Raw genomic sequence first — 14581 nt, 5'->3', positions numbered from 1 at the left:
TTCCTTTGGAAAACGGATCTGACCCCGATTGATTTCGTTATCTGTCAGAGATTGATCGACGCATGGCGTGGATCTACCGCAGATCGCGGAGATCTGTCGAAGGCGGGGTGGGTCCGGTTGCGGGGGCGTGAGCCGCATGGATGCGGCGACCGAGCCTACATGGACGTATTTACGGCGCCCCCTGCAACCGGACCCACCCCGCCATCCCACGGACAGCCGGCTTTTGCTGTTGCTTCGGCTTCGGCAGGTGCAGGGCGCAGCCCTGCCGAACACCCTCTCTCATGCTGCGCCGCAGAATGCATTCGGCTGAACCTGCATGCTCTACTTGAATCGATCTAAATTCACGGTCTGGTGGGTCGGGCGTCATTCCAGGGGGAGCTCTCTGCAGGTCAGGGCAGGGCTCAGCGGAACGGTGTCGGACGGCCCCGGCCGTCTGCCTCCGCGTCATCGACTACAGGAACCCGACATGCGTCCAGTGCCGTCCGCTCCCGCCGTCCCATTGTCCACGCGCCCGCTGGTGCGCCTGGCCTGCCTGCTCGCACTGTCGGCGGCGCCGATGCTGCTGCAGGCGGCGCCGGCTGCGCTGGAGCGCGAGGTCAACACCTTCATCGGCAGCAAGGACGATGGCAACACGTTCCCGGGCGCATCGGCGCCGTTCGGCCTGATCCAGGTCAGCCCGATCGGCAGCCACTATTCGGGCTGGCGCTACGACGACGAGAAGATCCGCGGTTTCGGCCACTCCTTCATCTCCGGCGCCGGCTGCTGGGAGCAGGGCGGCCAGGTGTCGGTTCTGCCGGTCACGGGCTCGATCGGTCCGGGCGGCGATTTCGATACTGGCAATGCGAAGAAGTTTGACCATAAAGCCTACGCCGCGTCGTACACCCATGACGGCGAGATCGGCCAAGCGGGCTATTACAAGGTGCGGCTGACCAGCTACGGCGGCATTGATGCGGAGGCGACTGCACGTACGCGTGCTGCAGCCGAGCGCTACACCTTCAGCCAGCGCAGTGGCGATGGCCACGTGCTGGTCAACGTCGGCCAGGCCAACGAGCGCCATTCGGTGATCGGCAGCGTGGTCGACGTGGTCGGCGACCGCGTGGTCGAAGGCAAGCTGGTCACCAAGAGCTTCTGTGGCGGGCACCAGTACACCACCTGGTTCCGCATCGAGTTCGACCGTCCGTTCAAGGCGCATGGCACCTGGGGCGAGGGCGGTGGCCTGCCCGGCGCGCGCCACAGCATGGAAGGCGAGCAGAAGCCGAACGGTGCCTGGCTCAGCTTCGATCTCGGCAAGGGCCAGTCGGTGACAGCGGTCAGCGCGATCTCGCACGTGGATGCCGAAGGCGCGCGCACCAACCTGCGCGCGGAGGGCATGCAGGGTGGGGCGCTGCTCGGCTTCGACCGCATGCGCGCGCTGTCCCAGCAGTCGTGGCGTGAGCAGCTGGGGCGGGTACGTGTGCAGGGCGGTACGGCCGATGACCGCACCGTGTTCTACAGCGCGGCCTACCACGCGCTGCTGCAGCCGATGACCGGCAATGATGCCGACGGCCGCTATCGCGGCTATGACGATGGCATCCACCGTGCCGATGGCTGGACCTACTACGAGTACTTCTCGCTGTGGGATACCTACCGCGCGCAGAACCAGTGGCTGGCGCTGACCCGCCCGGACGTGGCGCGGGACATCGGCCGCACCCTGCTGGCGATCGACGAGCAGGGTGGCTGGCTGCCGCGCTGGGGCTATGCCAACTTCGAGACCAACATCATGACCGGCGATCCGGTCACGCCGTTCATGGTCGATCTTTGGCGCTTCGGTGCGCTCAAGGGCCGTGAATCGCAGGCGTGGGATGCGCTGCGTCGCAATGCGTTCGGTACGCCGCCGCTGAACTCGCGCATGGCCGGTCGCTCCGGCAACCCGACCTACCTGGACAAGGGCTACGTGGTCTACGACCGCGCGTTCCCGTCCAAGGGCATGGACGTCGATCCGCACCACGGCGGCTCGGCCACGTTGGAATATGCGCTGGCCGACTGCGCGCTTTCGCAGATGGCCGATGGGCTTGGCCATGCGCAGGACGCGGCGACGTTGCGTGAGCGCGGCCGCAACTGGCGCAAGGTGTGGGATCCGCAGGTGCGTGACGCCGAGACCGGCTTCACCGGTTTCCCGCGCCCGCGTACCGAAGATGGCCAGTGGTATACGCCGGCCGATGGCCACTACAGCCCGCGCTCGCACCACGGTTTCCATGAAGGCACGGCATGGCAGTACCAGTGGCTGGCGCAGCAGGACGTGCCGGGCCTGGTCGAAGCGATGGACGGCCGCGAACAGGCCGGCCGCCGCCTCGATGCATTCTTCGCGATGGACGCGCTGCAGGCCGATCCGCTCAATGCCGCGCGCAAGGAGTGGGTGGTCGGGCCGTACAGCTATTACAACCAGTTCCGCTACAACCCGAACAACGAGCCCGACCTCCACTCGCCTTGGCTATACACGCTGATCGGCCAGCCGTGGAAGACCGCCGCCGTGGTGCGCGCTGCCCAGCAGCTGTTCACCAATGCACCGAATGGCGTGACCGGCAACGATGACCTCGGCACGATGTCGGCCTGGTACCTGTTCAGTGCCATCGGCGTGTACCCGGCGGTGCCGGGCAGTGGCCAGTTCCTGCTGCACACGCCGCGCTTCAGCAAGGTGGAGGTGGACATGGGCAATGGCCGCACCCTGCGCATCGATGCGCCGGGCGCCGATGGCCGCCGCCTGCAGTACGTGCAGGGCGTGCAGGTCGATGGCCAGGCGCATGCACCAGTGTGGCTGGACTGGAACCGCCTGCGGCAGGGCCCGCGCCTGCAGTTCGCGCTCGATGCGAAGGCGCCGGAGCAGGGCTGGGGCACGGCGGTGAAGGACCTGCCGGTATCCTGGTGCGCGGCACCGGGCAGCCAGCTGCGCTGAGACGGACTGTGCCGTTCGCGGTCACCCAGCGAACGGCACGGCACGACAGGGCCCTGATCCATTAGGCTTGAGCATCCAGCGGAGTCCGGGAAGACGATGAACGACAACGGCAGCAGTCCCAGCAAGCGCGCCGGCAAGGCGGTGACGGTGACCGACATCGCGCGTGCCATCGGCGTGTCACGGGCAACCGTGTCGCTGGTGCTGCGCGGCAGCCCGCTGGTCAACGTTGATACCCGCGCCAAGGTCGAGGCCGAACTGCGCCGCCAGCGCTATGTCTACAACCGCGCCGCTGCCAACCTGCGCCGGCGGACCTCGTCGAGCATCGCGCTGGTGATCAACGATCTGTCCAACCCGTTCTTCGCCGAATTCGCTTCGGGCGTGGACGAGGCGCTGGGCGGGCGCGGCTACGTGACCCTGCTGGGCAGCACGGGTGAATCGCCGGAGCGCCAGCAGGCGGTGCTTTCGACACTGATGGAACACACCCCGGCCGGCCTGATCCTGTCGCCGGCCGAAGGCAGTGACACCGCGCTGCTGCGCCAGGCGCTGGGTGCCAATGCCAACGTGCTGCTGTTCAACCGCGAACTGGAGGGGGCCGACTGGGACTTCCTGACCCTGGACAACCAGCACGGCGCCTACCTGGCCACGCGCCACTTGATCGAGCGCGGCCATCGCCAGATCGCCTTCTTCGGTGGCCACGCGGCATCCAGTTCGTGCCATCAGCGCCGCGCCGGTTTCCAGCAGGCGCTGGCCGAGGCTGGGCTGTCGTTGCCGCCGGGTTGGATGATCGAGTCGGCGCCGAACCGCCTGGAAGCTGCGGCGCGCACCGATGAGCTGTTTGCCGACGGCCATCGGCCGAGTGCAGCGGTCTGCTACAACGACACCGTCGCGCTGGGCTTGATGCTGGGCTTGAATTCGCGTGGCATCCGTCCGGGCGGTGACTTTGCCGTTACCGGTTTCGATGATATTTCCGAAGCGTCGGTGGCGGTGCCGCCGTTGACCACGCTCACCGCTGACCCGCGCGAGCGGGGCCGGCAGGCTGCCGCGCTGCTGCTGCAACGACTGGACGAACCGGACGCGCCGCCACGGCGCACGGTCGCGCCGGTGCAGCTGCGCATCCGCGAAAGCAGTGCCGCACGACCGAACTGATTCCTTCCATACACCCCTTCCACGCAACAACGACCTTCCGCGCATCGAGGCGCGTACCGCATGCCGATCTCCGCAACGCCCCGTCCATCGGGTTCTTCGGGCAACGCACCCGCCGTCACCAACGGCAAGGCGCTGGCCGTGGTCACCACGATCTTCTTCATGTGGGGCTTCCTGACCTGCCTCAATGACATCCTGATCCCGCACCTGAAGGCGGTGTTCGAGCTGAACTATGCCAAGGCGATGCTGGTGCAGTTCACCTTCTTCGGCACCTATTTCCTGATGTCGCTGCCGGCAGGTCGCCTGGTGGCGGCGCTGGGCTACAAGAAGGGCATCGTGGCCGGCCTGGTGATTGCTGGTATCGGCGCGCTGGGCTTCTGGCCAGCGGCCGAGCTGCGCGTGTACGGCGCCTTCCTGGGCGCGCTGTTCGTGCTGGCCACCGGCATTACCGTGCTGCAGGTCGCTGCCAATCCCTACGTCGCACTGTTGGGCCCGGAGCAGACCAGCTCCAGCCGCCTGACCCTGGCGCAGGCGCTGAACTCGCTGGGCACGGCCATTGCGCCGATCTTCGGCGGCATGCTGATCCTGTCCAACACAGTCAAGAGCGCCGATGAACTGAGCGCGCTGCCGGCCGCCGAGCAGCTGGCCTACCGCGCCGCCGAGGCGCAGGCTGTGCAGGGCCCGTACGTGGGTCTGGCAGTGGCGCTGGTGCTGCTGGCGTTGTTCGTGTTCCTGTTCCGCCTGCCGGCGCTGAGCGACGCCACCGAGCAGGCCGACCAGGGCCACCACCACAGCTATCTGGATGCGCTGCGCAAGCGCCACCTGTTGCTGGGTGTGCTGGGCATCTTCTTCTACGTCGGCGCCGAAGTGTCGATCGGCAGCTTCCTGGTCAACTACTTGTCGATGCCGAGCATCGGCGGCTTCAGCGAGCAGGAAGCCACCCACTACGTGTCGGCCTACTGGACGATGGCGATGATCGGCCGCTTTGCGGGCTCGGCGCTGCTGGCGCGCTTCTCGCCGAGCCGCCTGCTGGCGATCTTCGCGCTGGTCAACGTGGCGCTGCTGGCCACGACCATGCTGACCTCCGGCAGCGTTGCGCTGTACTCGGTGGTGGCGATCGGCCTGTTCAACTCGATCATGTTCCCGACCATCTTCGCGCTGAGCATCGAGCGCCTGGGCCCGCTGACCAACAAGGGTTCCAGCCTGCTGATCATGGCCATCGTCGGCGGCGCCGTGGTGCCGTACCTGCAGGGCGTGCTGGCCGACCACATCGGCGTGCAGGCCAGCTTCATCCTGCCGCTGCTGTGCTACGGCTACATCATTTTCTACGGACTGGTCGGCGCGCGTACGCCGGCTTCCGCAACGCAGGGAGGCTGAGTCCGGAATGGGTGCCATTGTCTGCTTCGGCGAAATTTTGATCGATCTACTAGCGCAGCCGCCGGCCTCGGCCGACACGCCGCGCGCGTTCCTGCAGTACGCCGGCGGTGCGCCGGCCAACGTCGCGGTAGCGGCTGCGCGGCTGGGCGCGAAGACCCAGTTCGTCGGCATGCTGGGCCGTGACATGTTCGGCGACTTCCTCGCCGACAGCCTGGTCGAGCACGGCGTGGGCACGGATTACATCGTGCGCACCGACGCGGCCAAGACCGCGCTGGCCTTCGTCGCGCTGGATGCCAGCGGCGAGCGCAGCTTCAGCTTCTACCGCCCGCCGGCGGCCGACCTGCTGTTCCGTGACAGCGACTTCCAGGCCGCGTGCTTCGACGGCACACAGTGCTTCCACGTGTGCTCCAACAGCCTGACCGAGCCGGCCATCGCCGAAGCGACCTTCGCCGGGATGGACCGCGCCCGCGCCGCCGGTGCGGTGGTCAGCCTGGACCTCAACCTGCGTCCGGCCCTGTGGCCGGCGAACGAGGATCCGACGCCACGCCTGTGGCAGGCGCTGGAACGTGCCGACCTGGTCAAGCTGTCGCGCGAGGAACTGGACTACCTGGCAGCACCGCTCGGCGATGACGGCGAGGCGCTGGTGCTGCGTCGCCTGCTGGCCGCGCAGGCGCGCTGGGTGATCGTCACCGATGGTGCGGCCACTCTGCACTGGTACACCCGTGACAACCACGGCATGGTCACCAGCTTCCGCGTAGCTACGGTCGACACCACGGCGGCCGGTGATGCCTTCGTCGGCGGCGTGCTGGTCGGCCTGCTGCAGCGCGGTGGGGCGGGCGCGGGTTTCGCCGCGTTCTGCCAGGACCCGGACGCGATCGCCGCCACGCTGCGCTTCGGCGCCGCCGTGGGTGCGCTGGCGGTTACCCGCAAGGGCGCGTTCGCCGCGATGCCCTCGCTCGATGAAGTGCAGCAGCTGCTGCAGGCACAGGACATTACTGCATGAGCATCCCGCCCGATTTCCGTTCACCCGCGTTCCTGCGCGCGCATATCGCCGACACGATGGCGTTCTACCATCCGCGCTGCATCGATCCGAACGGTGGCTTCTTCCACTACTTCCGCGATGACGGCAGCATCTACGATGCCAGCCACCGCCACCTGGTGAGCAGCACCCGTTTCGTCTTCAACTACGCGATGGCCTACCGTGAGTTCGGCAATGCCGAGTACAGGGAGGCCGTCGAGCATGGCGTGCGCTACCTGCGCGAGGTGCACCGCAACCCGGCCACCGGCGGCTATGCCTGGACCCTGCGCGACGGCAAGGTCGAGGACGACATGAACCACTGCTACGGCGTGGCCTTCGTGCTGCTGGCCTACAGCTGCGCACTGAAGGCCGGTGTCGAGCAGGCCCGCGAGTGGATGGACGAGACCTGGCAGCTGCTGGAAGCGCGCTTCTGGGAGCCGCAGCACGGCCTGTACAAGGACGAGGCTGACGGCCAGTGGAACTTCACCGGCTACCGCGGCCAGAATGCCAACATGCACATGTGCGAGGCGATGCTGGCGGCGTTCGAGGCCAGTGGCGAGCAGCGCTATGTCGAGCGCGCGCTGCAGCTGGCCGACAACATGACCCGCCGCCAGGCCGCCAAGGCCGGTGGCCTGGTCTGGGAACATTACGATGTGAACTGGGAAATCGACTGGGACTACAACCTGGACGACCCCAAGCACCTGTTCCGCCCGTGGGGCTTCCAGCCCGGCCATCAGACCGAGTGGGCCAAGCTGCTGCTGATCCTCGATCGTCACGTGCAGGCCGACTGGCTGGTGCCGACCGCGCAGCACCTGTTCGACGTCGCCGTCGCACGCAGCTGGGACGACGCCCGGGGCGGCCTGTACTACGGCTTCGCTCCCGAATCGCGCCGCCAGCCCGGCATGGATGGCGCGCCGATCGGCGGCGACAGCTTCGTCTGCGACGACGACAAGTACTTCTGGGTGCAGGCCGAGACGCTGGCGACCGCCGCGCTGATGGCCAAGCGTACCGGTGATGATCGCTACTGGCAGTGGTACGAGCGCATCTGGGCGTACTCCTGGGAGCACTTCGTCGATCACCAGTACGGCGCCTGGTTCCGCATCCTCGATGCCGACAACCGCAAGTACAGCGACGAGAAGAGTCCGGCCGGCAAGGTGGATTACCACACCATGGGTGCGTGCTACGAAGTGTTGAACGTCGTGCGTTGAGGCGCGTAGCGCCGTACGCATGATGAATCGGAATCGGTAGCGCCGGGCCGCGCCCGGCGGAAAACAGGAGCATCACGTGCATCGCATTTCCCTCGTTGTCCGTCTGCTCCTGCTGCTGATTGCAGCCATTTCCTTCCCGTTGGCTGCAGCCCCGCTGCAGGCGCAGTGGGAATTCCGCATGCTGCCCGGCGACGCCCAGGGTGCAGCCCACCCGGGCCTGCAGCAATGGCGGGCCGCGAAGGTGCCGGGCAGCGTGCACACCGACCTGCTGGCGCATGGGCTGATCCGCGATCCGTACGTCGGTGCACCCGAGGCCGAGCTGCAATGGATCGGCCTGGCCGATTGGGAATACCGCGCCCGCTTCGACGTGGACGCGGCGACGCTGGCCAAGCCCAATGCCGAGCTGCGCTTCGATGGGCTGGACACCTATGCCGAAGTCAGGCTCAACGGCAAGCCGCTGCTGCGCGCGGACAATGCGCACCGTACCTGGCGAGCGCGCGTGGAGGGACGCCTGCGCGCCAAGGACAATGAACTGCAGATCGTATTCCGTTCACCGATCCGCACCCTGCTGCCGGGTGTGCGGGCGATGCCGCACAAGATTGCTGGTAACTATCCTTCACCCTATGGTGATGAGCCCAAAGACGCGATGGTCGGCAACTTCGCGCGCAAGCCGGCCTATCACTTCGGCTGGGACTGGGGCCCGCGCTATGTCACCGCCGGCGTCTGGCGCGGGGTCGAACTGCAGGCCTGGGACGCGCACCGCCTGACCGATCTGGCGGTGCGTACCGATGCATTGAGCGCGGAGCAGGCGAAGCTGGCGGTGCTGCTGCAGGTGGAGCAGGGCAGCGCTGCCGGTTCTGCGGTGGTCAATGTCGATGTGCGCGATCCGCAGGGACGCAGCGTGGCCCAGGTGCAACGCACGGTGCTGCTGAAGCCCGGCCAGAACACGGTTGAGCTGCCGGTTGAGCTGGCCACGCCGCGACGCTGGTGGCCGGTGGGCCATGGTGCGCAGGACCGCTATACGGTGCAGGCTCGCCTGGACGGTGGCGCCGATGCAACACTGGCGCGCGAGCAGCGCATCGGCCTGCGCACGGTTGAACTGCGCCGCGAGGAAGACGGCAAGGGCGGGCAGGGCTTCGCTTTCGTCATCAATGGCGCGCCCATCTTCGCCAAGGGCGCCAACGTGATTCCGTTCGATGCCTTCCCCGCACGTGTCGATGCCGCACGACTGCGCCAGGTGCTGACCGCCGCGCGCGACGCCAACATGAACATGCTGCGCAACTGGGGCGGCGGCTACTACGAGGAAGATGCATTCTTCGACATCGCCGATGAGCTGGGCCTGCTGGTCTGGCAGGACTTCATGTTCGGCGGCGGCATGCAGCCGGGCTACGATCCGGCCTTCCGTGCCAGCGTGGTGGCCGAGGCGCGCGACAACGTGCGCCGGCTGCGCCATCACCCCAGCATCGTGCTGTGGTGTGGCAACAACGAGGAAGAAACCGCCTGGAAGGACTGGGGCCACGGCCGCGACCTGAAGGCGGCCGACCCGGCATTTGCGGCGAAGGTCTGGCAGGGCTATGTCGACCTGTTCGGCAATGATCTGCGCCAGGTAGTGGGTGAGGAAGGGCTGGGCGTGCCGTATTGGTCCAGCTCGCCCAGCAACGATCTGGATGAAAAGGCGAACGATTCCACCCGCGGCGACAAGCACTACTGGCAGGTCTGGGGCAATCCGGCACTGCCGGTGCAGGCCTACCTGCGTGAGACCCCGCGCTTCATGTCCGAATATGGACTGCAGGCATGGCCGTCGGTGGCGACGGTGGACCAGATCGCCACCCGCGCCGAGCAGCGCATCGACAGCCCGGTGATCCGCGCGCACCAGAAGTTCATGGCGGGCGAGGGCAACAGCCGCTTGCTGCACTATATTGAATTGGGCTATGGCACGCCGAAAGACTTCGAGGACTTCGTCTACCTGAGCCAGGTGATGCAGGCCGATGGCATCGCACTGGCGGCGCTGCACCATCGCGCCTCGCGGCCGTACACGATGGGCTCGCTGTACTGGCAGCTCAACGACGTCTGGCCAGGTGCTTCATGGTCCAGCGTGGACTACTTCGGTCGCTGGAAGGCGCTGCACTTCGCCGCGCGGCGCTTCTTCGCGCCGGTCACGCTGGCGGCATTGCGTGATGAGGGCAGTACGCGGGTGCGCCTGCTCAATGACGGGGCCGCGCTGGATGCGCGCTGGCGGCTGCGGGTGATGGACGTGGACGGCAAGGTGCTGCGCCGTCGCGAGGAAGCGGTGACGCTGGCCGCTGCCGGTGTCACCTCGATCGGTGATTTCCGCGATGCCGAATTGTTGGCCGGTACCGACCCCAAGCGCACCGTGGCGGTGTTCGAGCTGCTGCAGAACGGGGCGGTGAGTGCCCGCCAGGTGGTCGGATTCGTCGAAGCCAAGGATCAGATCCTGCCGCGGCAGAAGCTCAAGGCCAGCCTGTCCATTGAAGGCGACCACTATCGTCTGCGATTGGAAAGCGCGGCCTACGTGCGTTCGGCGTGGATCGACTTTGGTGCATTGGACGTGCAGGTGGAAGACAACCTGCTCGACCTGCTGCCCGGCGAAACCCGCGACATTGCGGTTCGCGGCCCGGTGGACCTGGCTGCCCTGCGCGAAGCGCTGAAGGTGAAGACCCTCAACGACCGTTGAGGGGTATTCCGCTTTGGTAGGTGCCAACCTTGGTTGGCACACCAGGAGCATGCCAACGAAGGTTGGCATCTACCAGAAGCGGAGTCGGGTAGGTGCGGACCGTTGGTCCGGACACCTTCCTGCTTATAGCAGTATCTGCTGGAAATTCTCGACGCGCTCGTGGCCGTTGGCGGCCTGGCCGGTGCGCGGCAGCGGGTAGTCATCCAGGCGATCGATCAGGCGGGTCTGCAGGCCGGCGTCTCGGGCGGCGTCCAGTTCCTCGACCACATCTGACAGGAACAGGATCTCGCCGGCCGGCACGCCAATGGCCTGCACGATGCGGCGGTAGCTGTCGGCCTCACGCTTGCCGCCGATTTCGGTGTCGAACCAGCCCGACACCAGCGGACTGAGGTCACCGGCATCGCTGAAGCCGAAGAACAGCTTCTGCGCCGGCACCGAGCCGGAGGAATACACGTACAGCGGCAGGCCGGAGGCGTGCCAGCCCTTCAGCACCGGCGCCACTTCCGGGTAGAAGTGCGCGGTGTAGTCGCCGCGACGGTAGCCTTCGTCCCAGATCAGGCCCTGCAGCGCCTTCAGTGCGGTGTGCTTGCGGTCCTGGTCGATCCAGCCCTGCAGCGTCTCGGCCACCAGGCTGTCCTGGCAGGCGCCGCCGATCTCGGTAGCCACCGCATCCAGCCAGCGGCGCACCTCCGGCTGCTGGCCGTGTTCGGCGACGAACGCGGGCAAGGCCTTGCGGGCATAGGGGAACAGCACGTTCTTGACGAACGAGATGCTGCTGGTGGTGCCTTCGATATCGGTCAGGATGACGCGGGGCTGCATGGATCAGGACGCCTGGGTCGGAATGTAACGGGGGAATTTCTGCGCGATGTCGGTGCCGGTGAAGTGACCGACCCAGCCATCCGGCTCGGTGAAGAAGCGGATCGCCACGAAGCTGGGCTCATCGCCCATGTCGAACCAGTGGGTGGTGCCATCGGGTACGGCGATCAGGTCGTCCTTCACGCACTCGATCTCGTAGACCTTGTCGCCCACGTGCAGGGTGAACAGGCCGGAGCCTGCGACGAAGAAGCGCACCTCGTCTTCCTTGTGGAAGTGTTCGTCGAGGAACTTCTTGCGCAGCTCGGCGCGGTTCGGGTTGTCCGGGGCGATCGAGGCCACGTCCACGCTCTTGAAGCCACGCTCGGCGACCAGTCGATCGATGTCGGCGCGGTAAGCGGCGAACACCTCATCCTGGCTGGCGCCCGGCGCGACCGGCGCGGTGGCCTGCCAGCGTTCGAAGGTGACGCCGATCTTCTGCAGTTCGGCAGCGATGACCGCGCCGTCCTGGGTGTCCAGCAGCGGCGATTCGGGGCGGGTGTCGTCGTAGATGCGCAGTCGGCTCATGGCGGCAGCTTGAACGTCTCGGGGGGAAGACAGGGTAGCAGGGTGGGCACGAGGTGCAGATTCCGGATCGGCATCTGCACCTGCGCGCGGGTTCAGCCGCGCAGCTTGCGCAGCTCCAGCTCGCAATGCAGCAGGAACTCGAAGGCTTCCATGTGCCGGCGCGCTTCGGCCATGTCGCGGCCCCAGGCATACAGGCCGTGGCCGTCGATCAGGTACCCCCACAGGTTCTGCCGGTCGAGCAGGTCATCGACCTGCTTCGAAAGCACGTTCATGTCCTGGGTGTTGGCGAACACCGGAATATCGATGGCCATCTCATGGGTGCTGTTGCCGGCGAAGGCCTTCAGCAGCTCGTAGCCTTCGACCCGGATGTGGCCCTGCGGCGCGTACAGGCGCGAGGCGATGGTCTGCACCGGCGAGTGGGTGTGCAGTACGCAGCCGATCTCGGGAAAGCGACGATACAACTGGGTGTGCAGCAGCGTCTCGGCAGACGGGCGCAGCGGACGGCCGACGGCCTGGCCGTCGAAGTCCACCACCATGATGTCGTCCTCGATCAGGCGACCCTTGTCCTTGCCGGAGACGGTGATCGCGGCGTGGCGGTCGTCCAGGCGGTGGGAGAAGTTGCTGCTGGTGGCCGGGGTCCAGCCGGCGTGGGCCAGTTCGCGGACGTTGTCGATCAGCAGCTGGGCCAGTTCGCTCAGGCGCGCGGTGTCGTAGGGGAAGGTGGGGGCGTTCATGGGGGCGATTTTACTGGATTCGGCCAACGGCTGAGCCCCTCGTGGCTGGCGTCAGAAGCAGATTCCATGGATTGGCCGGTCGGGTGGGCTGTGCAGGGGACGCCGTGAACCCATCCCTGGGGGCTTGGCCGCGGCATCCATGCCGCGGACACCCCTGCACAGCCCACCCGACCGGCCACGGACAGATTCCGTGCGGCCAGCCACGGATTGAAGAAGGAAAGGCAGAAGCGGGTCGCTTCGCTCCGCTTGCTCGGAGCGGAGCATGGCTCCGCTCTACAGCAGATTCGTCCCCGAACATTCATTTCCCGGAACGCTTCATCCACGCATGGCGTGGATCTACTGGACGCGCCAGGACGCTGTCGGGGGCGGGGAGGGGTGAGATTGCGGGGGCGTGAGCCGCATGGATGCGGCGATCGAGCATACAGGGACGTACTTGCAGCGTCCCCCGCAATCTCACCCCTCCCCGCCAAACCTTCAGACCCGCTGTTGCTGTTGCTGTTGCCCCAGCGGGTGCAGGGCCGCAGGCCCTGCAATGCAGAAAACCTTACTTCCCGCGCAGGCGGCTGTGCCTGAAGCCGTAGCAGAAGTAGATCACGAAGCCGACAAACGTCCACACGCCCATCAGCATCCAGTTGTGCATCGTCATCGCCGACAGCAGGGCAAGACAACTCAGCACGCCCAGGCTGCAGATCAGCCACGCCATCGGCATGCGGAACGGACGTGGCAGGTCCGGTTGGGTGCGGCGCAGGATCAGCACGCCCGCGCAGACTGCCGCGAACGCGATCAGCGTGCCCATCGAGGTCAGTTCACCGAGGATGTCCAGCGGGAACAGCGCCGCCAGCAGGGCGATGCCGATGCCGGTGATCACGGTGTTGATGTGCGGGGTGCGGTACTTCGGGTGGATCTTGGTGAACACCGGCGGCAGCAGGCCGTCGCGGCCCATGATCATGAAGATGCGCGGCTGGCCGATGATCATCACCAGCACCACCGAGGACAGGCCCACCAGGGCGCCTACCTCGACCACCCAGCGCAACCAGCCCAGCTGCGGATGCGCGGCCACCGCGGTCACCACCGGCTCGTCGGTGCCCAGCAGCTGGAACGGCACCAGGCCGGTCATCACTGCGGCCATCGCGATGTACAGCACGGTGCAGATCACCAGCGACAGCATCATGCCGAACGGCATGTCGCGCTGAGGGTTCTTCGACTCCTGCGCCGCCACCGACACCGCCTCGAAACCGATGTAGGCGAAGAACACCATCGCCGCGCCACGCAGCACGCCTTCCATGCCGTACTTGCCCGGGCCTTCATTGGCCGGAATGAACGGGGTCCAGTTGCTGGTGTCCACGTACTTCCAGCCCACCACGATGACCAGCACGATCAGGCCGGTCTTGAGCACGACCATCGCCATGTTCATCGCCGAGGACTTGCTGATGCCGACGTAGCACAGCCAGGTCAGCAGCAGCACCAGTGCGGCGGCGGGCAGGTTGGCGATCGCGCCGGTCGGGCGCAGCTGCGCGTCGAGTGGCGCGCTGACCAGCGCCGCCGGTAGATGGATGTCGAACTGGCTGAGCAGGCTGAGGAAGTAGCCGGTCCAGCTGACCGCGACCGCCGAGGCGGAGACGCCGTATTCGAGCACCAGCATCCAGCCGATGAACCAGGCAGAGAGTTCGCCGAAGGTGGCGTAGGTATAGGTGTAGGCGCTGCCGGAGACGGGCACCATCGAGGCGAATTCGGCATAGGCCAGCGCGCAGAAGGCGCAGCAGATCGCCGCCAGTACGAAGGACAGCATGATGGCCGGGCCGGCGTGGTTGGCGGCGGCCTGGCCGGTGATGACGAAAATGCCGCCGCCGATCACCGCGCCGATGCCGAGGGCGGTCAGGCCCCACGGGCCGAGGTGGCGGCGCAGGCTCAGGCCGTTGGCGTCTTCATGGGCGGCATGCGGGTGCTTGGTGGCCCACAGTTGCTTGAACATGTGTGGTGGTCTTGTCGAAGCGCGCCGCAACGGGCGCGCGGGGAAAACGGACGGGCCGGCGCAGGGCCGGCCCGTAGGCGGATCAGGAGGACTTGGCCAGCTTGCTGTTGCGGATGCCGTAG

10 protein-coding genes are annotated in these 14581 nt (G+C 66.7%); 6 read left to right on the top strand and 4 right to left on the bottom strand.

The window, feature by feature from the left end; all coding sequences use genetic code 11:
• Nucleotides 1–466: 466 nt before the first annotated feature.
• The 6 genes from V9K93_RS19515 to V9K93_RS19490 all read left to right on the top strand — a co-directional run bounded on the left by V9K93_RS19515 (nt 467) and on the right by V9K93_RS19490 (nt 10373).
• On the top strand, nt 467–2932 hold the full coding sequence (locus tag V9K93_RS19515) for a GH92 family glycosyl hydrolase (RefSeq protein ID WP_337303074.1): 2466 nt from the start codon (nt 467–469) through the stop codon (nt 2930–2932).
• A 96-nt stretch (nt 2933–3028) separates the two neighbouring features.
• Nucleotides 3029–4078 carry a LacI family DNA-binding transcriptional regulator gene (locus V9K93_RS19510; RefSeq protein ID WP_014037023.1) on the top strand — a complete coding sequence of 350 codons (1050 nt, stop codon included), beginning with the start codon at nt 3029–3031 and terminating at the stop codon, nt 4076–4078.
• A gap of 60 nt (nt 4079–4138) precedes the next feature.
• Nucleotides 4139–5452, top strand: coding sequence for an L-fucose:H+ symporter permease (gene fucP / locus V9K93_RS19505; RefSeq protein ID WP_100468323.1), 1314 nt, complete (start codon nt 4139–4141; stop codon nt 5450–5452).
• Between the two features lie 7 nt (nt 5453–5459).
• A complete protein-coding gene (locus tag V9K93_RS19500; protein ID WP_337303073.1) occupies nt 5460–6455 on the top strand; it encodes a carbohydrate kinase family protein in 996 nt (331 codons plus the stop codon).
• The gene (locus V9K93_RS19495; protein WP_337303072.1) at nt 6452–7678 is read left to right on the top strand and encodes an AGE family epimerase/isomerase; all 1227 of its coding nucleotides are present in this window, start codon (nt 6452–6454) and stop codon (nt 7676–7678) included. Before V9K93_RS19500 ends, V9K93_RS19495 begins: the two co-directional genes overlap by 4 nt.
• A gap of 76 nt (nt 7679–7754) precedes the next feature.
• Nucleotides 7755–10373 carry a beta-mannosidase gene (locus tag V9K93_RS19490; RefSeq protein ID WP_337303071.1) on the top strand — a complete coding sequence of 873 codons (2619 nt, stop codon included), beginning with the start codon at nt 7755–7757 and terminating at the stop codon, nt 10371–10373.
• Between the two features lie 123 nt (nt 10374–10496).
• On the opposite strand, the gene mtnC is transcribed toward V9K93_RS19490, so the two are convergent.
• From mtnC to V9K93_RS19470, 4 genes are all read right to left on the bottom strand, one after another.
• Nucleotides 10497–11192, bottom strand: a complete 696-nt coding sequence (gene mtnC, locus V9K93_RS19485; RefSeq protein ID WP_337303070.1) for an acireductone synthase — start codon at nt 11190–11192, stop codon at nt 10497–10499.
• A gap of 3 nt (nt 11193–11195) precedes the next feature.
• Nucleotides 11196–11753, bottom strand: coding sequence for a 1,2-dihydroxy-3-keto-5-methylthiopentene dioxygenase (locus V9K93_RS19480; protein WP_049467060.1), 558 nt, complete (start codon nt 11751–11753; stop codon nt 11196–11198).
• Between the two features lie 92 nt (nt 11754–11845).
• Nucleotides 11846–12487, bottom strand: a complete 642-nt coding sequence (locus V9K93_RS19475; protein WP_136640002.1) for a methylthioribulose 1-phosphate dehydratase — start codon at nt 12485–12487, stop codon at nt 11846–11848.
• Between the two features lie 544 nt (nt 12488–13031).
• Nucleotides 13032–14459: an amino acid permease gene (locus V9K93_RS19470; RefSeq protein ID WP_032128776.1), complete on the bottom strand. Its 1428-nt coding sequence runs from the start codon at nt 14457–14459 to the stop codon at nt 13032–13034.
• Nucleotides 14460–14581 lie beyond the last annotated feature (122 nt).

Source organism: Stenotrophomonas sp. CCNWLW162, assembly GCF_037203745.1.
GTDB lineage: Bacteria > Pseudomonadota > Gammaproteobacteria > Xanthomonadales > Xanthomonadaceae > Stenotrophomonas > Stenotrophomonas maltophilia_AQ.
Note: the sequence above shows the minus strand (reverse complement) of the source record. Positions and strands in the feature narration are given on the sequence as shown.

What these genes read in the sequence shown, in the direction of transcription:
- V9K93_RS19475 (WP_136640002.1), bottom strand. Translation starts at nt 12,487, where the DNA reads ATGAACGCCCCCACCTTCCCCTACGACACCGCGCGCCTGAGCGAACTG.
- V9K93_RS19495 (WP_337303072.1), top strand. Translation starts at nt 6,452, where the DNA reads ATGAGCATCCCGCCCGATTTCCGTTCACCCGCGTTCCTGCGCGCGCAT.
- V9K93_RS19470 (WP_032128776.1), bottom strand. Translation starts at nt 14,459, where the DNA reads ATGTTCAAGCAACTGTGGGCCACCAAGCACCCGCATGCCGCCCATGAA.
- V9K93_RS19515 (WP_337303074.1), top strand. Translation starts at nt 467, where the DNA reads ATGCGTCCAGTGCCGTCCGCTCCCGCCGTCCCATTGTCCACGCGCCCG.
- V9K93_RS19480 (WP_049467060.1), bottom strand. Translation starts at nt 11,753, where the DNA reads ATGAGCCGACTGCGCATCTACGACGACACCCGCCCCGAATCGCCGCTG.
- fucP (WP_100468323.1), top strand. Translation starts at nt 4,139, where the DNA reads ATGCCGATCTCCGCAACGCCCCGTCCATCGGGTTCTTCGGGCAACGCA.
- mtnC (WP_337303070.1), bottom strand. Translation starts at nt 11,192, where the DNA reads ATGCAGCCCCGCGTCATCCTGACCGATATCGAAGGCACCACCAGCAGC.
- V9K93_RS19500 (WP_337303073.1), top strand. Translation starts at nt 5,460, where the DNA reads ATGGGTGCCATTGTCTGCTTCGGCGAAATTTTGATCGATCTACTAGCG.
- V9K93_RS19510 (WP_014037023.1), top strand. Translation starts at nt 3,029, where the DNA reads ATGAACGACAACGGCAGCAGTCCCAGCAAGCGCGCCGGCAAGGCGGTG.